Origin of the sequence: Enterococcus pallens ATCC BAA-351 (assembly GCF_000407485.1) — a bacterium.
In the GTDB taxonomy this organism is placed as follows: domain Bacteria; phylum Bacillota; class Bacilli; order Lactobacillales; family Enterococcaceae; genus Enterococcus_A; species Enterococcus_A pallens.
Genome location: NZ_ASWD01000002.1, coordinates 1,231,571 through 1,251,671 on the forward strand (window position 1 = coordinate 1,231,571; position 20,101 = coordinate 1,251,671).

A 20,101-nucleotide genomic window follows, 5' to 3' on the forward strand; every position below is an offset into this window, starting at 1 on the left:
TTCATGGCAAATATTCGTGATATTGCTAAGCTGGCCGGTGTCTCGCTCTCTACGGTTTCAAGAGTGATTAATCAGGAAAAATATGTGTCTGATGAGAAGAGAAAACTAGTCCAAGAGGCCATCGAAAAAACCGGCTACATCAGAAACGGGAATGCCGTAAAATTGAGTACCGGAAAAAGCGGCATAATCGGTGTACAAATTCCCTATAATAATTCCTGCTACGACCAATTAATCGACAGTATTTTACTAGCAACCAAGGAAAAGGGCTATCAGGTACAACTATTGCCCACCTACTATGAACAGGAAACGGAAAATTATTACTACTCCATGCTGGAGCAAAAATTAATTGATGGCTTGATTCTGACCTCGCGAACACCCCATCCGATTAATTGGTCCCGGCTATTGGCGAAGGGCAAACTAGTTTCGACTGAGAAGTTGGAAACTACCGAAGTGCCTATGATCTATGCGGACCGGGAACAGGTTTACAACCAGTTATTCTCACAGCTGCACGCTAAGAAAGTTAAGGACGTTGTATTTGTGACCAAAAGAAGCGCTGAGCAAAGCATCACCACTAGAAATAAAATTAAGGCCTTTGAACAATATTTTGGGAAAGCTGAAGAAGGGAAAAATTATTTTGTGGAGATCGATGACTATGAGAGCGGCTATGCTTGGGCACAAAAGCAAGCAGCTGCTGGGAAAATTCCAGCGTACGTGTACACCAATGGGGACAGCACCGCTGCCGGAATTCTAGCCGCTTTTCAGGAGGCCGGCTTCCAGCATAAAAAAGACTTTTGTCTAGTTGGTGAGGGCAACTCATCCTATAGTAAACTTCTGAATTTTTCTACTATCGATTTTTCTTCTCGAGAGATTGGCCAAGACTGTGTGGATTTTCTTTTATCAGATCAGCAACAGATTTGCTGCAGAAAAGAAGCAAAGCTTATTCTTAGGTAAGAAATTAGCAGCCTATACTTTAGGTAAATCCAAGCATAGGCTGCTTTCTTCGTATCTATTCCTTTAATTTCTCAAAAATCGGCAGCCAGCTTTCGCGAATCACGACAATATTCACCTGCAGGTCCTCATTTTCCTTGCGAGACGCTACCTCATAAAGAATTCGTGCTGCTTCCTCTTTAGGATAGTGGTAAACGCCAGCGCTGATTATCGGCGTGGCTAGAGAATGAATCCCTTTCTCATGAGCAAGGGCAAAAACAGCTTCATAGGCCGCATACAGCTGAGCTTCCTCGCCATGCTTCCCGTCACGATAAATTGGACCAACTGTATGAATGACATATTCGGCATTCAGTTTGTAGGCTGGAGTAATCACGGCTGTACCTGTAGGTGTTCCACCGATTTGGGCCATCGCCTTCCCCAGTTCGGGACCTGCTGCTCGATTGATGGCACCATCTACTCCACCACCAGGAATCAGCTGTGCATTGGCTGCATTTACAATTGCATCAACATGGAAAGCTAGTTTGGTAATATCGCCAAGGATAATGTTAATCATGAGATTTGCTCCTTTCAATACCCGCCTTGTTTTTTCTTTTATCATACTCGCATTAGTAATTAATTGCCATTGATTTAGTCAATGGGAAAAGCGCTCCGCAGCTTACTCGCGGAACGCCCTCTGGTTATCTTCTATTTAACAAATGGCAAAAGTTCCTCCGTTAGCTGATCAAAATCCAGCTCATTGACTGCTTCGATTTGACGAATCATTTCTTTAGGTAAATCCGGCTGCATACCACCGCAAATTGCGGCACTGATCGCCCCGATAGTATCTGTATCCCAACCAACTGATGCACTTAGTTGTGCAGCCTTCAATGGGTTGCCGGCTGCTAATTCAACAATCGCAAAGGTGCTTGGAATCGTCTCAATCGTTTCCATCCCCGTTCCAATTTCTTCATACAAACGTTGCAGAATGATCGCTTCATCGGTTTCTTCCTGCAGGATTTTTCTGGCCTGATTCATGCGAAAGGCCAAGGAAGCTGCTGGGAAATCGTGGCCATACTCCTGAGCTGCCTCAATTGCGGCAAAAGCCAGCTGCCAGATTTCTTCGATGGATTGGCCCCCACGAACGGTATAGCTTACAGCTGCTGCCACCGCACTGGCGCCAGCGATAGCGATTTTGGTATTGTGGGTTGGCAGACAAATTTCAGCCACATTTTTTATTAGCTCAGGAAGCTTGCGGTAATCGCTAATTAAGCCGATAGGGGCAATCTTCATGGAAGCCCCATTGGTTGTGCCGGTTACACCAGTTTCTTCAATTGGCACCCCTTGCGCAATTTTATCCAAAGCCTTCAAGGTTGAGGGTCCAGAAACGAAGGCTGAGACAGGAGAGTTGTCGTTCCATTCCCGTAATTCTGCCACATAATCGGCCACCCGAATACGGCCTTGGTTTTTCTTAATCATGGATAAAATCATCAAGACGTTGATCGTATCATCCGTGATTGCTCCAGCTGCTAGCTTGCGACCGAAGACATCATTTTCGTTAGAAGCAACTAGTTCTGTGACACCATTAGGAAACTGTTGGCGGATTTTTTGCTGGGACCAGCACTCGGTTGGCATGCCTAATGCATCGCCTAAAGCACCTCCAGCTAATACACCCCATATTTTTTCTCGCATTTAATTTACCTCCGCTAAGCTGTTGAATTCCGTTTGATTGTTAAAAGGAATCACAGTCAAAATTTTCTCACCGGCTTTGATATTGGCAGCCGATTCACTCATGACATCTAAAAACTGATCAGTATTGGTAACGGTAATTAACGATTCTATTGAATAACCAGCTGCTTTGACTTTTTCTAAGTCTACCTCAAGAATTTTTTCTCCTTGAACCACTTTCTGACCCTTTTTAACTAGGGGCTTAAAGCCTTCACCCTCCAGCTCAACTGTGTCAATTCCAATATGAATTAGGATTTCGATTCCCGTATCGCTGACAATCCCAATCGCATGTCCGCTTGGAAAGACCGTTTCGATTGTACCATTCACTGGTGAAACGATTTCGCCGTTTTTCGGTATAATTACGATACCGTTGCCCAGAGCTTTTGAAGCAAAGGTTGCATCAGTAGCACTTTCGATCGGTTTCAATTCACCAGTAACAGGAGCAGTAATTACTTCTGTTTTTACTAATTCCTTCTTTGGCTCGTCCACGACATCGTCTTCTTTTTTGAAGGTTATATAGGTTAACACAAAGGCCACCACTGAAGTCGCAATCGTTGCGATAATTGCCATAATCAAGCCATTCATGCTGCCAGTTTCAGGATTGATAAATGCCGCAAAGCCTAAAATACCAAAGGACATTGCATACATTTTCGTAGCGGAAAAAGCTAAAATCAAGGAACCTACTGCTCCGCCAATCATTGAAAAGGCAAAGCGTTTCTTCACTGGCAGGCTGAAGCCATAAATGGCCGGCTCAATAATGCAAAACAGCCCCGATACCATCGCTGGGATTGCCAAGGCTTTTTGATCCTTTGAACGGGTTCGCAGGAAAACTGCCAGCACCACAGCTGTTTGGGCGAAGTTTGCAGTAAAGGACATTGGGAAAATATAGTCCACTCCTGATTGGGCCAGATTGGTAATCCCAATCGCTGAAATTGGCCAATGCAAGCCGAAAATTACTAACGGTTGATACAACAGCGCCACTACCAAAGAAGTTACAATTGGCGAAATGCCATACAAGCCTGACACCCCGGCACTAATTAATGAGCTAAGTACATTGGTAATTGGTCCAACAATTAAAATCGCCAAAGGAACGGTAATCAAAATCGTTAAGAAGGAATTGACATTGTGGGCAATCACTGCCGGCACCACCTTCTTCAACCATTTTTCTACCTTTGAGCCAACATAAACGATAAAGATAATCGGAATAACGGTATATTGATAACCGTTGGCCGGAAACAGGATCGGAATCCCAAAGAAGGTATTATAAACCGGAGTTTGGAACAATGTCCCTTTAAACAACGTATATAAAACAGTGCCGTCCGACAAACCCGTCATCAATTCCGGAATAATCAACGTTGCTCCCAGCATCATGCCGACAAAGGGATTCATCTTGAAGGCCTTGGCACTGGTATAACCTAATGTAACAGGTAAGAAATAGAAGACTGCTTGCCCCATCGCATGCAGAATAATGTACGCTCCATCAGTCACAGCCAATACATGCGTTGCCGTCAGCAAGGCCAAAATTCCCTGCAGCAAACCAGAAGCAGTCAAAATACCTAGAACCGGAGTAATCACCTTAGTAATCGTATCAACTAAAGTGCTAAGCATCCCTTTCTTTTCCTCTTCCACCGCAGCTGTTGCAGTGCCGTTCAACTTTTCCTGCACCACTTGAAAAACCTCTGCGACATGTGTTCCAACAACAACTTGAAAACGGCCACTGGCGAATTGTGCACTCATCACATCTGGCGATTGAACAATTGCCTCCTTTTTAACTAGCGAATCATCCTTTAAAGTAAAGCGCAGTCGAGTCATACAGTGTGTCACACTTAATACGTTTTCCTTGCCTCCTACATTTTCCAAAATGAATGCTACCAGCTCTTGATACTTTTCCATTCTGCCTCTTCCTTTCTTATTTTGGGTATCAAAAAAGGCAACACTCAAACAAGAGACGCTGAACATCTCCTGTTTGGGTGTTGCCTGCTTTATCAGTTACAATCCCGTTTATTTAATTAGCCGTTGGACATGTAGAATTAAATACATCTCTTCCTCCGGATAAATCTGACAATGTAATTTGTCCTGCAGATAGCTCTTAATAATCCCGACGCTCTCTGTCGCCTTCGGATAAAACTGCACCACCTGATGGAACATCTCGGGTACCGCTTCTCGTCTTGGTTCATTTATTATGACACGTTGGATAAAGAATTTCAAGTGGGTCACAAAGCGAATATAGTTCAAGGAATCCATATCCAGCTCAATCCCTAAGCAATCCTCCACGATCAAAACAATTTTTTGCAGCGTCTCAGCCGTCAATAACGTCTGGGTGGTATCATTGCCTAATCCGCCATTAATAAAGTGCAGCGCAATAAAGCCAACCTCGTCTTCATTCAGCTCAATGCCCTCATAATAAGCAATGGTTTCTAATGCCTTCAGTCCCGCTGCATACTCCTTTGGATAAAATTTCTTAATCTCCAACAGCAGCGCATTGCGAATCGTCTCTCCCTTGCGGAAACGATTTACGGCATAATTAATGTGATCCGCCAAGCCGATATAGGTATTGCCGTCAAAATTCTTCTTCAGCTCGACTTCAGCATTCTTGATAATTACCGTAACCATCTCTAAGCGGTTCACCGGCACCTCTTCAATCAGCTGAACAAAACGATCGGTCACATTCGGGGAATCCACCACAAAGGTTTTTTCAATCTTATCCTTTTGGACGGTTTCTCCTACCTTTTTGCGAAAGGCAATCCCTCGGCCAATTAGAATCCGCTCCAGCCCCTTGGCATCAATTACCAGCACGACATTGTTGTTAAAAATCTTCTTTATTCTAAGCAACTCACATCACCATCCCCAGGTCACGCTTTCATAGGCTATAGTACAGGTTATTTTATTTTTGTCAAGAAGACCTGAATCGAAGTGGGCTTTTTTCCTTTGAAGTTATTTTTAGAACTACACAATTCCACCACAAATTTCCCTCCTCCGTCAAAAATAAAAAAGAAGCGAACAATCCGCTCCTTTTCCCTATACCAGTTCCTGATTGTAAAACTGCAACAGCTTAGGTGACAGCTGGTAGCCGTAGCCCCAGACGGTCTCGATTAACTCCTCCTGGAAGCCGGCCTCCTGCAGCTTTTGCTTAAGCCGCTTAATCAATACCGAAATCTGAGTCAGGCGAGAATTATTAGGGCCGCCGTTCCATATGTATTGGCACAACATTTCCCGAGAAACCAGCGGCTCCTCACTCGTAAGCAGGCATTCAAAGGTTTTACTTTCCTTTTTAGTCAGATTCTTTTTGAATTCCTCCAGCGTTTTAGGTGAATCTTCTTTTTGATAAAAGAAAAAAACATTATTGTTTTCCTTCTTTTGTACGTTGGCTAACTGCTGAGCCAGTTGTTCCCGTAACAAATCGACCGGCTCACCCTCACAAATCCACATATCCAATCCTATTTGATTCAGCTCTTCCTGCTCAGTGGTTGAAGGTTTGTGCACCAGCTTGCGGATCAGCAAATAATCACTTGAAGTGATAAACAGCAGTAAATCGCGGATTTCCATATTCGTCAGCGTCTCGCTAAAAATAATTGCTTGATAGCCTTCCACTATTTCAGGCTGATTCGGTTTATTTTGCAGCTGCTTTAAAATGGACGTCGAACAAAACACCTCGTAATTAAGATGCTGCAGCTGCTCCTGCAGCGATTGTTCGATTAGTAAATTCTTAGTTAAAATTAAAATTGGGCGCATACTTCTTCCTCCTGTTCACTTCATTTTTGTCTGTTTCCTCTTAGGCTCCGGTTGTTTCTCTAATACCGAGTTAAGTAGTTCTTCAACGATCAATCCCCTAGAGCCCTCGTACATACAGCACACGCTGCTTATGCCAGATATATTTCTCGGTGCCTTTGACGGATTGTGCGAATAATTTAAGTGGAAGACTGAGTCAATTGCAGCTGCTAAAAGTGACCTTCCCTAACACAGTACCAATATCGTAGACTTCATCTCTTTTTTTATACCCTATGAGTTCGTTTCAGACTTGTTTCTTTTGCGTCGTCGCAGGATAAACAGCAGTAGTAACAAAATGATCAGTCCAGCAATTCCATAAACAAGGTACTTAGTAAATGGCTGCTTGCCTGCTTTCTTCTCAGCAGCAATCTTTTCTTCAGAGTAAGGTACTCGATGCCCCCGGACGTACAAACGATGGCTGTTGACCATATAAGGGGTGCAGGTAATTAAAGTAGCATAATCTTTACCTGGCTCGATCCGCAAAGCCTCTGTTTCCTCCGGCTTTACCGTCAAAATCTGATCCACCTCATAGGCCAGCTTTTCGTCTAAATAGCTAATCACAAATTGATCGCCTTTTTTCACTTCCGGCAAATTAGTAAACAGCTCCGCCGTTGGTAATCCCCGATGCCCTGTCAAAACTGTATGGGTGCTGTCACCCCCAGCTGGCAATGAGCTGCCTTCCAGCCAGCCGATTCCCTTTTGTAAAATCTCCTCGGTGGTTCCTTTATAAATTGGTGAACTCAGACCGATTTTGGGTATTTCAATGGTACCTAGCGTTTCTCCCAGCATCGCCTGCATCACATCAAATATTTGATTGCCTGAATCATCTACCGCATTCCCTTTGGTATCCTGAACTTTTTCTTCACTAAAGGTGTTCCCCAGTGACGGTGTGGACTCGATCCGAGATTGATTGTATTTCTTGGTTTCCTTTTTAAGTTCTGCCTTTTGCTCTTCCGGTAACTCAGCTACCTTAGTCTGATAGTGCTCTACCACCATCGTTTGCGAACGGACGAGCAGATAATTGCTGATTTTAGGATAAAGTAAAATACCTAAGCCAATCAGAAAAACCAGCGGCACAATCACCCTGGAAATGATTTTCTGTTGAAGTGTTTTATCCATCAGCCCTCATCCTTTTAAGCAAAAACGGCGTAAGCTTGTTTACGCCGTTTCTACTCGATTATTCTGTTTCATCAAGCGGTGAAACGATATCTTTTTAAATACCAGCCTAGACCAGCAATCACTGCAATCGCTACAATCAACAATAGACTAATCGCTGCACCAGTACCTCCAGTGATCGGTAGAATAAATTTCTTGCGGTTGTAGACATTTAGACTAATTGTATTCTCACTAAAGCTATACTTCCAATGGTTCGTATCTTTTGGATGAGTGACTGTTCGGTCATCATTGACCGTAAACTCATAGACTCCGGCAAGCAGTTCATAGCCAAACTTCGTAGACTTCTCTCGCAGCTTATATTTTCCTGGTTCTAGGTCGGTTACTTTGATCTGTCCTAAATTGTTCGTTGTGTAATCCTTTTTCGTTCCATCAGGATATTCGAGTTCAAATTTTACCCCGTCTAATTTCGTTGATGGATTTTCCAAGTCTTGTTTTACAATCGTAAGATCAGGGTTTCTATACAATTGGAAGTCAGTGTAGACTCCTTCAGTTACATCGCTGACAGCATTACCTGAGGTTACTCTAGTCGAGGAAAGCCACGGCACATTGTAGGCCTTCGGTAAGCTTGGCATATTTTCAGGCATCTTCATTTTAAACGTAATATTGATATACTCGTTATTTTTAAACTGTTTATCAACACCAGTGGTAGTTTTTGTCAGGTCAACTGCGATAGTCTTAATGTTCTTTCGATCTGCTTCTGACATGGAGCTGGTGAACAATTTCCAACCGCTTGCTGAATTTAGCGAACCACCGCCTGGTTTAAATGGCGTAATCAAATTATTATTGACGTATATTTTAGCATCAATTCCTTTGCTTCTCGCATAGCTGGTGTCCACATCCACCAAGATCCCCTTCCATCCCTGAGAGTAACCTTGTTGGTTAGTATTTACTTGTTCTAGCTGATCAAAAAGAACAACGTTTTTAACATAATTCTCTTCAACAGAGGCCTCTGTTCGATAATCCAAACGGTAGAAATAGTTCCCAGTTGGACTGAACTTGCCTGTACCTGAGATATCAAAGATTGCACCCTCTTCATCAGCTTTAACGAATTTGCTTAAACCATTCTCTACAGAAGTTTCTCCAGTAATTTCCACTGCCTCATAAGCATTTAAACTATTTTTAGTAATTGTTCCAGGAGACGCATGGCTAGCGTTACTATTATTCAATTCACTTTTTATCTCTGTATTCGCTGCTGTTCCTGTTTTAGCATCACCCAACATCGCCTCGGGTGTATAGTTTTGATTAAACAATTGAATAGTTGCTGAATTTCGATTTGAACTCGTCGCATTCTCATTAGCTAAGAAACGATCCGCCCAAGCAATTCGTGTTATTAGATTAACACTAAGGGTATTTCCGCGAATTCCTTTTCTATTCGTAGTGATACCTTTTTCACTTAAGTACCCTGATTTATTGGTGACAGAGCTTGGATCAATCTGAAATCTAACTAATGTTCGTCCAGTATTCCCATAATTTTCTGTAAGGGTGACCGTATAATCCTCATCTTCGACTAACCATTTTCCTCGATAGTATACGCTGGCACTTTCATATGTGTGTCCTGCGGGTAAAAGATCGGTGAAACGTATCATCTTTCGTTCAGGTACTTTCAACTGACCATTGGTAAACATCTGTCTTATTTCATCCAAATCAGTTAAACCAATATCATATCCTTCCGCCCAATTAATTTTCCAATTTACCAGGTTAGACTTGTTTCCGGGATCATTGGATTGATGAACGACTTGTTTATCCATAAAAGACTTTTCTGGTTCTGTGGTAATCGTATGATTGGCCTCTCTTCTTTCGAGATAGTCACCGTATTCCTTTACATCCTGCGTAAAGCGATCATTTGCTGTATTGTGATCAGGATTATAGTGAGTATATTTGCCTGTACTTGAGTAATACCCCTCGACCTTCCAACCTGTAAAATTATGAATAGTCAAGCTGTCTAATTGATTGTTATTGTTCCAGCTTTCCAGCTGCGTGACCTTGTTATCGGTCGTATCAATCCCACGAATAGTCATATCATATTGAACATTAACGGTGACTTGCCCAACAGCGCCATCACTTTTAGTTTTATTTCCAGCTTTATCTACTGTTACCATCCTTAAACGATAAGGTTTTATTCCATAATCCTTCACTAAATCAAACACACCATACACACCTGAATTTGTTTCTCCTGACCGTGCTGCTCCCCAACCATATTTATCGTATTTTGTTCCATCAGGGTTAGTCCCTGCATTCGGATAAACTTTGGGAGCAATTAATTGGCTATGCTCCTTCCAATTTCCACTGTCATCATCTTGATACATAATTTTTAAATAAGGAAGCTTTACGCCATCTTGTTGTGTCCAGTTTTTCGCTGCATTTGGTAAGAGCGTTTGAGTTTGAATCCGCATCTGACTAAAGTAGAAATCCTCCGCCTTCATATCTACAGGACTCGTTCCGCCTGTTTTCCATTTGGCATGATCGTCTGTTAATTCAAATGAGAAGATTCCACCAGCTTTGCTCTGATTGGCGCTGTAGGTCGCCTTGGCCGTATGGATCGTTACATCATTTCCTGCTTTAAGTACCGGAATAACTAGTTCCTTTTTCAAACTGGTGGATCCGCTGGTTGATCCGTAAATTGAATACGTTGGATCCCAAGTATCGTAACTTCTGTGCGCAAAGATTTTTCTAGAACTAGTTAGATCTCCTGGTGGATATTCAAAACTGTACTCTGAAAGGGTAGCAACCGTTGTTTTTGTGTCTGTACTATACCAAGTATTAGTATCTCCGTCGCGATATTCCGAGGTAATTGTATTGTGAATTTTATCGGTCGTTTCAAATTTATTTTTGGGAAATCCTACAACGAAGTAAAAGTGATGCTGATCATTACTTCCTTCCCCATATTGAGTATTTGTACCAATGAAATCAGTGTGATTACGATTTGTTTTAGACGTCCACTTAATTTGTCCACTGCTACTAGTTGTCCGACTATCTAAACCAGCATTTCCCTCCGTCACAAAATATTGCCTATTATTGTTAACAGCATAATAAGGAAATATTTTTAAGCTATCCACTTCTGCTTTTGTCAAATTTCTTTTTGTTGAGCCTCTTTCAAAGGCAAATTGATCCGTAAAATTCATGACGAGATTTTTCCCATTTACAGTACCGCCCATGTGGGTAATGTCAAACTTAATCCATCGATAGTTATAGAAGTTATCAGGACGGTTATGCCCAATATCCTCAGCTTTCCATTCATACGGATTAAATGGAGTGGAGAACTTATTCATAGTGGGTTGAGCATAACTAGTATTTAAGGTCAGCTTGATTGAATTTGTTTTGAAATTCTTTTTGGCTGGCTCCGTTTGACTACTATCCTCTACATTAAACGCCATGCTAGCATTCGTTCCATGATAAATTTGACGCGCCCTTACATAACCTTGATTTGATCCATCCTCGTTAGCAGAAAAAAGCATAGATAATTCAAAGCTTTGATGAATCGTTTCGTTGATATCCTTTTGATTCGTAATGATTAAAGAGCCATCGGGTGCCTTTTCATACGCAAAGATATCAGTTGATTGCCCTATAGGTGCCAAACTAATATTAGTTTGACTCCATTGCCTAAACTTGTTTAAACCAGTTGAATTGGAAAAGTTCATACTGTTTGCCGGCAAAGTAATCTTTATTTCGCCTTTTTTATAATTTTTTGTTTCTGTAACAATATTTAATTTATATGTGAGTAATCGTAACCCATTTGTTTGCGATACAATGTGGGTTAAATGTGTTTGCTGAGCAGCATCGTTTGTCACCCACTCTAAAGAGACATCCAAACTTCCGTTGCTTACTAACAATCCGATACTTTGCGTGGCAATCGTTTCGTTGGTTTTCTTTTCAACTGCCTGATACTCAACATGGTAGTTTGTTTCTAGCTTGGGAATAAAACTGCCATCCGATAAACTGATTTTTTTGCCTTCTTTTTTTACCACCGCCTTAACTGGATACTCTGTTGCTCCATCTACACTTTTAGCGGTGACATTCTCTGAAGGATTAAAAGCTTCGCCTTCTTCTACTGTTAACTTTGTTTTATCATCCAGTTTTTTATCGTCTTTGTAGAAGACAACCTCTTTAATTTCTTCACTTGATTCCGTTGTGACTTCCGCTGCTGAGGAGGACTCTTGTGATTCCTGAAGCTTCTCATTTGCTTCTTGATTCTCTTCTGCACTTGAAGTCGTCTCTTCTGGCTGAGGGGCACTTGATTCGATAGTTGCAGCTGGCTTCACCAAATGAATCAGATTTATCTGTGTTTCTGGCAGATTCACCTCTTTAAAGCTGGCCGTACCTCTCAGCGTAGCTGATTCTGCTAACAGATTGAGCTTGAAGTAAACGGTCATATCTTTTTCTAGCTGGATCTCATAGCCCTCTTCAGCGGCCGTTACTGCAAACGAAAGATTCTCTGTCTCTTTGGATTTACTCTTTATTTCCTGCTGCTCTTCTTCTGGCAGCAGTCCAATCTCATAGCCTTCGCTTTTAGGAATTTTTAAGGTAAAATCTCCAGTTGCTTTGATTTGAATGGTATCATTATCGCCAGCTTCAATCTCCTGGTCTGCCGTAACTTTCTTTCCATTGTGGCTGACGGTCAAAAGCTTAGGCTGACTTTCCTCAGCTACTGCCGTTAAGATTGGGTGAAAAAGGGGCAGAAGCAGAATTGCTAAAAAGATGATTGATCCTAAGATTGAAAATAGTTTTTTCATCATTGCCCCTCCTCAGTATGATTTCGTTTCCTTATGATGCTTACAGCTAGTATGACTAGAATTACTCCTAATAGAATCAAACTACCTGCTTGCTGCATTCCGGTTTGCGGCAGATTCCTTGCTGCCTTGCTAACAGAGCTAGTTCCTGCCGTCGAAGGTAAGCGACCTGTAGTTGGTCCGTCCGGTTCATTCGGCTCAGCTGGCGGTACGTCAGTTTTCTTGAGGTTGATCACCTTGGATTCGTTCATAGAACTACTGATGCTGCCCACCGTTACACGAATCGGTTCACTAAAGCTGGCTGGAATTTCGATCTTTACCTTTCTTGAATCCGCGGTAATTTCGTAGCCTTCAGGGGCCTTGGTTTCCTCAAAGAAGTAGGTTCCTGCCGGTAAAATATACTCTGCTAACTCTACTAAGCCATTTTGATCAGAAACAACCTGCAGGATCCCTTCATCCGTTTCATCCTCAACCCAAGCATTGTTATTATTGTATTTATCCTTGTGTAAGTAGTAAGTTTTTCCTGCTAACTCCTTATACACTCTAAATTCCGCGCCTGCTAGTTTTTGGTCCTCCGCTGGATCGGTACTTTGCCGTCCATATTTATAGAAAAACGGTCGACGAAACTGCTGCTGATTCTTAGGATACAGATGCAGGATATTATCGCTGCCGATTGCAGCATAAGGTAAGCCCACGACAATATTGCTGGCCTTATAAGCAACCTGTTCCGGCACACTGGTTTCCATAAATAGATAGACCTTCCCCAAGGATCCAGAATGGTAATTCGCCAATTCAAACGTAACAATCCCATCTTTGCCGGTTTGGTTTTCTGCAACCTTAGTATAGTTACTTAGTTCATTCTTTTCTGCCGCCTGATCTGCTTCTTCACTGATCTTTTTTTGAGCTTCCTGTTTCTCCAGCCCGGTATCCGTTAATTCATAAAAACGGCTGCTGACATCGTAAACACTGAAGGTCGCGCCCTCTAACGGACGTCCCCCTAGCAACTCTTCTTCTTTGATTGCTTGCCCATTATTGTTAAAGGCGCTGTCTGCATTCTGCTCCCCAGAAAAGACAATCCTGTGAATCATTACCTTGGTTGTCTCCTCGGCTGCTTCAGCGGTACTGGAAAATATCACACCCACCAGACACAGCAGCAATGAAAACAACCCTAACCAACTACTTTTCATTTTTCCTTCCAACCTGTTCACCTCCAACTTGTTTTTGCTTCCTTCTGCGATAGCGTAAATACACCATTATTAAAATCATTACCAGCACGATTGAGGCAAAAACGAGATACTCCTTCACCCGATCCCACTTGAAGCTTCGCTGCGCCTTTTGGTCAACTTTTTCTTTTTCCTTCTCCTTATAGGCAATCCGATGGCCTCGAACAAACAAACGGTGAGAATTCACCGAAATAGGGACACACGTAATCAATGTGGCATAATCCTTGTCCGCTTCTGCCCGCAAAGCCTCGGTTTCCTCTGGCGTCACAGTTAATAATTGATCGACCTTGTACGCCAATTTTTCATCCAAGGATTGAATATAAAATAAATCCCCGATTTTCAGCTTAGGCAGATCGGTAAAAATTTTGGCAGATGGCAGACCACTATGCCCAGTGATAACTGCATGAGTTCCCACCCCGCCAATGGGGATAGCACTGCCTTCTAGTAATCCAGTACCTTTTTGCAGGACTTCCTCACTAGTACCTTGATAAACCGGAATAGTGATATGGATTTTGGGGATCGTCAAGGTAGCAACCTCTTCTCCCAGCATTGCCTGCATTACATCAAACACGGCATTGCCATCTTCATCCTGGACATTTCCTTTTGTTTCCTGAACTGGCGTCCCTATACTGCTTTGCTTTTTGTTGTAGTTTTCGATTTTTTCCTTCAGCTCGTCTTTTTTCTTCTTGGGTATTTCCTCTATTTTTTGTTCGTAATGTTCCACGACCATCGTCTGTGAGCGAACCATTATATAATTACTGATGGTGGGATATAAAAACAGACCCAAGCCCAGCAGGAATAAAATGATTCCCACAGCGTTCTGAAATGTTGATTTTTTGCTGATTTTTTTGGTCATGAGCCCTCCCTCCCAAAGACGTGTATCACGATTTCCTATGTAAGACTGAATGAGAAGCCTAGGCTTCTCATTCAGCAGAAAGACTATGCAGCTTTACGACGATTTTTCACTGTGTAAAGAACTGCTGCACCCATTACGGTTAAACCTAGAACCGTAAAGATTAGTGTACCCATGCCACCAGTGATTGGTAGATCAGGTTTCTTCTTGTTTTCGATTTTATGCTGATAAATACCACTAATGATACTGTTTGTCCAGCTGTCGCTGGTTACTTCAAAGTCAATTGGCGTAACTAGCAATTGATAAGGATTTGGTGCTTTCGTTTCCTTTAATTGGTAATGTCCGTATTCCAGACCGCCGACTGCAATTACACCTTTTACGCCACCAACAGTTTTCGAAGTAAATTTGTAGGCAGTAGCTTCTGCACCCCATTGAACAACTCCGCTGACCATCGGATCAGATTGTAGGTATTTACCTTTGTTAGTATCACCTGTGTTGTTATTCATCACGATAAATTCTGCACCGTCTAATCCGTCTTTGTCCGCTGTTTCTTCACCGTATTTTTGCCATTTGTATCCACCTGTGTAAACTTCTTCTTTGTCAGTTTCTTGATCAGTCACTGGTCCATTGCTATAATCCAGATCGACCTCATTTTCCAGGCCTGTATCGATCACTGCAGTGTTATTAATGGTCATTTTGTATTTAACAATGATTTTTTTACCAGCGTAATCTTTGATTTTTCCACCAGGAACAAATTCCAATTTGAAGGTGTTGCCAGACGCTGTAAATTTCAGGTCTGTAGGATCTACAAAAGTAATTGGTGTTGTGCCGTTTGATTCAAAGAAACTCAAATCTGACAAAGCCGCAACCTTAGAAGTCAAACCTGTAACTGCTGTATCCTGGAAGTCAAATTTAGTGTACGGTTTGCTCTTAGTTCCATCTGGTAAGATAGTTCCGCCATTAATATCTGTTGGAACAGTAATTGTAGATTTGTATTCAATGTCATCACCAACATTGAAGTTGTCGTTTCCAGATGGTGCACCATTTTCAACGTCTTTTTCTACATCTGGTTTAATGAAGTTGACGAACTTGATTTCTTTGCTGCCAATATCGCCAGCTGCAATAGTGAAGCCCAATTTGTTATCCGCATTATTTAATGCGTTTGGACTTAACAAATTACCATTGGCATCTTTGTCTGAAATAATCGGGGTTCCTGGATTAGCTGGATCATCAATTTCAAAACCAATTTCGACTAAGTAATAGTCGCCAACTTCTAATCCAGTGATTGAAGGAGTCAATTTGCCATCTGCACCTGTCTTGAATTGTTTAGCTGGATTCAAAGCTGTTGGTGCTCCCCATGTACCATCATTTAAGAATGCTTGACCACTACCAGCCGTGCCTTTGTATAGATTAAAGACAGCATTGGATAACTCGGAACCCGCATTCAAATTCTCTGAATACTTGGTAAAGTCTAATCCGCCTTCAGTGATTTGGTTCTTTCCGTACAGGTGAATATCAGTCAAATAATCTGTCCCTGTGGAATTGGTGAATGGTAAATGTACAATCATCGGAACTGTACGTTGGGTAACATATGGTCCTGCTGCTGTTTCCAAAATAATGTAGGTTTTACCTGTTGCTCCTCCAGTAGCTACATTCGGAAATGAAGCGGGGGTTCCAGCTGTCGTAATTTCTTTTGTTACAGCAGCTCCTGTACCATGGTCAGTAATAAAATCTGCATACAAGGTTGGATCATATTTGTTGCTGGTTTTCAATTCGCTTAAGATTTCTGCATCCGTTTTGCCGTTTGCGTAGCCTGTAATGTCCACCAATGAAAATTCTACATTTCCTAAAGTTGTTGTGCCGCCACCAGGCAAATTGATCACTTTACTTGGATCAAATGGTTTTAAATCCGCTGCGCCAGTTCCCTTTGGTGTTTGGACAGTCCCGTCATTTTCAAAGTAGGCCCCATCTTTGGTAACTTCACCAGTATTTGAATCATACTTAACTGTTCCATCTTCGTACATATACTTATGTACATTGATGGTTACTGGATCATCTGCACTTGCAGCTGACACTGTGCCGGTACCCAAAGCCAACGCTGCTGGTGCAAGAGTTACCGCCGCCATCAACCCTGTTAAAAGACGTTTAAATTTTTTGCTTTTAACCATTTTTTTCACTCCTCTGTTTTTGTTTTTTTCTATTTATACGCACAAGATATGCGACATAAATCATATTCTTAATTTATTGTAAAACATTAGAAAGAAAACTTTAGTTTTTGCAATTAAGATGTCGAAAATGACATATGAAGTGTCAATTCTTATTTTCCTTTAGCGATCAATACTTATAAAGATGGGGTGAAATCAAAAAAATGATATTAACTTAGCTTGCTAGACACAAAAAAAAAGCCAATGAATAGTTTCATTGACTTTTTACTCCGCAAATATACGATTAATTAAGCTATTTTCAAGTGTGAGAAAGGTTGACCTGCCCTATACAAGCTGAAAAAGTTGTTCCTGTACCGCTTTTTTGTCTCTACGATGGAGCTTTACCTTGATGTCCCCAGTCAGCTGCAAATAATGATTCTCCAGCATCAAGACCTTATCAAGGTTCACCAGCAGCTGTTGATTAATGCGATAGAAGGAATCACCGGCCAGCTGTTGTTGGATTTGATCTATTGAATCGGCTAAGACATATTCCTGTTCCTGGGTTTTCAAAAGGACTCCCTGTTCGCGGAGAAAACGCTTTGACTGAACAAACAAAATATCTTTGGCCAACAGAGAATGTTCTTCCTCTTCCACAGTTTGAAAATAGAACCGTTGTCTGTCCTGAGCCAGCCTTTTTAAGATTGGCTCCAGCAACTGCACAAAGACTGGATAATCCACTGGTTTTTCCAGTAAATAGCCGTGACCTCGCTCTTGACTGGTCAAAAGCTGTCTCTCATGATTTGTTAAAAAGACAATTGGACCAGTATATGAGAGCTCTTCGTTTAAGCTTTTAGCAGCTTCTAAGCCATCCAAGCCATCCATTTCTATATCCAAAATAATCAGTGAGCTGCTCTTTTGCTGATAGGCTGTAAGCAATTCTTCTCCTGAAGAAACAGTTTCAACCGTTATTTCAAGGGAAAGTCCCGCAGCCAATTGCTGCAAGTATTCGGTTGTTTGTTGTGTACTGTGCGTCTCATCATCACATACCAGTATATTGATCATTTTTTTCTCCTAAATTTTTATGGGCCAAAAGCACGATCACTTCGTATTGATTCTCCTTTGGCTGATACTTTACCATACCACCGATTTTTTTGACTGTTCGTTCAACAATTGTCGTTCCGATGTGCTTAGGCAGCGTTCGTTTCAGGCCTTGGCGATTATTCTTTTCTAGCTGGACACAGGCATTTTTAATGACTAGCCGCAGCCTTGCATTCTCCTGCTGGATTTCAAAGGTAATCCAGCGCAGGTCCTCCTCAACTAATTCACAGGCCTCCACTGCATTTTCAAATAAATTTCCTAAAATTGAAGTCATATCCAGTGGTTCTATCTTAATTGATCCATTGATGGACGGATCCAATTTCATGGTTAATTCAATCTTTTTTTCTAGACATTGATTGGATAAATGGTAGAGCAACGCATCTAAGGTTTCATTACCGGTCTCTTGAAAGTTCAATTGCGGCCGCAGCGTTTCAAAGGCCGATTCACAAAATTCAGCTAAATAATCATAGTTCTTTTCTTTTATGGCGTACTGGATTACCGTAGTATACTTATTAATATCATGGGATACCTTGCGAATTTCGGCGATATGCCGTTTTTGCTCTTGAAATTGTGCCAGCTGATGATCATAACGCAGCTCTAGCTGAAGCATCTGATTCCTAGTAACCACCAAATTGTAAATCAACCAGCTGGAGATCCCGACAATCGCCAGAAACGGAAAAAACACCAGCACCTGGATAATCAACAGCTCAGGTGAAGTCTGAACCAGATACATTGCGAATAAAACCAAAAACCAACTGGCACTCAGGGCAGTAAAACCTGCTTCATCCTTTTCAGAAATATGATCGATCATATAGGAATATTTCGGAATAAGATGTGTGTAATAATAATAGAAAGTCAGGGCATATAGTAGCGTCTGTAAGGCAGCAAAAATCAGCATTTGATTATCCGCTGAGAAAAATTGACTCGTAAAGTAACTAATACAGTACAGGGAAAAAGTATACGTCCACAAAAAGAAAAAAATGTTGATCAACTTCAAAATTCGCGTTTCATATAAGAAAAAAATCGGAATAATATACAGAAAGCCAGTTAACATCACTAAAGGTCCATCTGTATAAAGTGGTCCTATCCCAGATTTTAACAAACTCCCTAATACGACCATCAACAAGCGAAAAAGGATGTAACACGCAACCGTAGCTATGACTGAATATTTTCTTTTCGCACAACGATCCCACAGAAAAAGATTCGCCAAAAGCATCTCAGTAGAAATAATGAACATTTCATACACAAACATCCCCCCCTACCATTCCTTTTTTTATTCAAAAGAGAAAATACCAGCAAACTACATTCATCTTGCTAGCTAATCTGCCCATGACGAACGACTTGGAAAAAGCCTTTCTTTTAACTCTATGATTCTTTGTCTATTCTAAAATGATGCCTAATTGGTTATACCTTTTTCATTTTTAAACTATTTTTCGATATATACTTATCATCATATTTAAATTGTAACAAATTATATTTTTCTATTCAAACTAAATAATCAATTTTCTTTCGATAACTTTTCATCAAATTAAATTCATTTATAGCGAAGACAGTTAAAACTAATTAATTAGCTAGTATGATTAGCGAAGAAGTTAATGTCAGACAGTGACCAAATCAGCCAGCAAAAATAGCCTTTTTATTGGTCTTCGACAAATAAAAAGGATGGTTTAATAAAAGGTAGCTGAAGGTTCGCAACATTTTTTTGTTGGATTTCATCTTTTCCGCTATCATCCCTCATCAGAAATGGTGCAGCAAACGATCCTTCAGCTCTTTTTTCTTATTCCGGCTAACCTTGTGCCGTTGATTATCGACAGTCAGGGCCTCTACCCCATCAAACAGCAAAATCTTGTCCAAATTGACGATTGTCTGCTTGTGAATCCGGAAAAATTTTCGTTTCTCCAGACGTTGCTCAAAATCAACCATTTTTCCAAAGGCTTCAATCTCTTCACGCTTGGTTTGGATAACCACACCGCCCTTTCGACCTAACGTTTTAGCCTGAATAGACGTAATTTCTCTCATGGGAATCAGCTGCAGGCCGCCTGCGACTAGTTCCACTGTCAGCCGCTGGTCATCCTCTAAAATCTTTTTAAAAATGGGCCGCAGCTTCGTATCAAACTCCAAATAGTCGATCGGCTTAACCAAATATTGATTTGTCCCCACTACAAAGCTGTCCTGCATCAACTCAGCATGACTAGTCAAATACACCAGCTGTCCTTCATACTGGTGCTGCTCGCGAATAATTCTGCCGGCCTGCAGGCCATCACAGCCAGGCATTTCAATGTCGAATATCATCAGGTCATAGCTCTTTTTGCGCTGCGCATAAGCCTTCAGCAGCTCTTCTGCCGAAGCAAAGTCTTCTGTATTAATCTCAATGTCTAACGCGAAAGCCATTTTGACCAGCATTTCCTTCACTTGATCTCGATAATTCTTTTCATCTTCACACATCATGACACTAATCAT

General features: G+C 41.5%; 14 protein-coding genes. 1 reads left to right on the forward strand and 13 read right to left on the reverse strand.

What is annotated here, in order from left to right:
* Nucleotides 1–3 precede the first annotated feature (3 nt).
* Nucleotides 4–951 carry a LacI family DNA-binding transcriptional regulator gene (locus I588_RS12305; protein ID WP_010756226.1) on the forward strand — a complete coding sequence of 316 codons (948 nt, stop codon included), beginning with the start codon at nt 4–6 and terminating at the stop codon, nt 949–951.
* Nucleotides 952–1,006: 55 nt separating this feature from the next.
* On the opposite strand, the gene I588_RS12310 is transcribed toward I588_RS12305, so the two are convergent.
* From I588_RS12310 to I588_RS12370, 13 genes are all read right to left on the reverse strand, one after another.
* Nucleotides 1,007–1,501, reverse strand: coding sequence for a macro domain-containing protein (locus tag I588_RS12310; RefSeq protein ID WP_010756225.1), 495 nt, complete (start codon nt 1,499–1,501; stop codon nt 1,007–1,009).
* A 131-nt stretch (nt 1,502–1,632) separates the two neighbouring features.
* Nucleotides 1,633–2,616 carry an ADP-ribosylglycohydrolase family protein gene (locus tag I588_RS12315; protein WP_010756224.1) on the reverse strand — a complete coding sequence of 328 codons (984 nt, stop codon included), beginning with the start codon at nt 2,614–2,616 and terminating at the stop codon, nt 1,633–1,635.
* Nucleotides 2,617–4,545 carry a beta-glucoside-specific PTS transporter subunit IIABC gene (locus I588_RS12320; RefSeq protein WP_010756223.1) on the reverse strand — a complete coding sequence of 643 codons (1,929 nt, stop codon included), beginning with the start codon at nt 4,543–4,545 and terminating at the stop codon, nt 2,617–2,619.
* A gap of 108 nt (nt 4,546–4,653) precedes the next feature.
* Nucleotides 4,654–5,484 (reverse strand): PRD domain-containing protein, encoded by an 831-nt coding sequence (locus I588_RS12325; RefSeq protein WP_016250059.1) that lies wholly within the window; start codon nt 5,482–5,484, stop codon nt 4,654–4,656.
* 186 nt (nt 5,485–5,670) lie between these two features.
* Nucleotides 5,671–6,384 carry a helix-turn-helix domain-containing protein gene (locus tag I588_RS12330; protein ID WP_010756221.1) on the reverse strand — a complete coding sequence of 238 codons (714 nt, stop codon included), beginning with the start codon at nt 6,382–6,384 and terminating at the stop codon, nt 5,671–5,673.
* A gap of 267 nt (nt 6,385–6,651) precedes the next feature.
* Nucleotides 6,652–7,539, reverse strand: a complete 888-nt coding sequence (locus tag I588_RS12335) for a class C sortase (protein WP_010756220.1) — start codon at nt 7,537–7,539, stop codon at nt 6,652–6,654.
* A 71-nt stretch (nt 7,540–7,610) separates the two neighbouring features.
* Nucleotides 7,611–12,326 (reverse strand): SpaA isopeptide-forming pilin-related protein, encoded by a 4,716-nt coding sequence (locus I588_RS12340; protein ID WP_010756219.1) that lies wholly within the window; start codon nt 12,324–12,326, stop codon nt 7,611–7,613.
* On the reverse strand, nt 12,326–13,510 hold the full coding sequence (locus tag I588_RS12345) for a pilin N-terminal domain-containing protein (protein ID WP_139244045.1): 1,185 nt from the start codon (nt 13,508–13,510) through the stop codon (nt 12,326–12,328). Before I588_RS12345 ends, I588_RS12340 begins: the two co-directional genes overlap by 1 nt.
* Nucleotides 13,500–14,402, reverse strand: a complete 903-nt coding sequence (locus tag I588_RS12350; protein WP_010756217.1) for a class C sortase — start codon at nt 14,400–14,402, stop codon at nt 13,500–13,502. Before I588_RS12350 ends, I588_RS12345 begins: the two co-directional genes overlap by 11 nt.
* Nucleotides 14,403–14,485: 83 nt before the next feature.
* Nucleotides 14,486–16,567 (reverse strand): SpaH/EbpB family LPXTG-anchored major pilin, encoded by a 2,082-nt coding sequence (locus I588_RS12355; RefSeq protein WP_010756216.1) that lies wholly within the window; start codon nt 16,565–16,567, stop codon nt 14,486–14,488.
* 321 nt (nt 16,568–16,888) lie between these two features.
* Nucleotides 16,889–17,605 carry a LytR/AlgR family response regulator transcription factor gene (locus I588_RS12360; protein ID WP_010756215.1) on the reverse strand — a complete coding sequence of 239 codons (717 nt, stop codon included), beginning with the start codon at nt 17,603–17,605 and terminating at the stop codon, nt 16,889–16,891.
* Nucleotides 17,583–18,878, reverse strand: coding sequence for a sensor histidine kinase (locus I588_RS12365; RefSeq protein ID WP_245569576.1), 1,296 nt, complete (start codon nt 18,876–18,878; stop codon nt 17,583–17,585). Before I588_RS12365 ends, I588_RS12360 begins: the two co-directional genes overlap by 23 nt.
* Before the next feature lie 500 nt (nt 18,879–19,378).
* Nucleotides 19,379–20,101, reverse strand: coding sequence for a LytR/AlgR family response regulator transcription factor (locus I588_RS12370; RefSeq protein ID WP_010756213.1), 723 nt, complete (start codon nt 20,099–20,101; stop codon nt 19,379–19,381).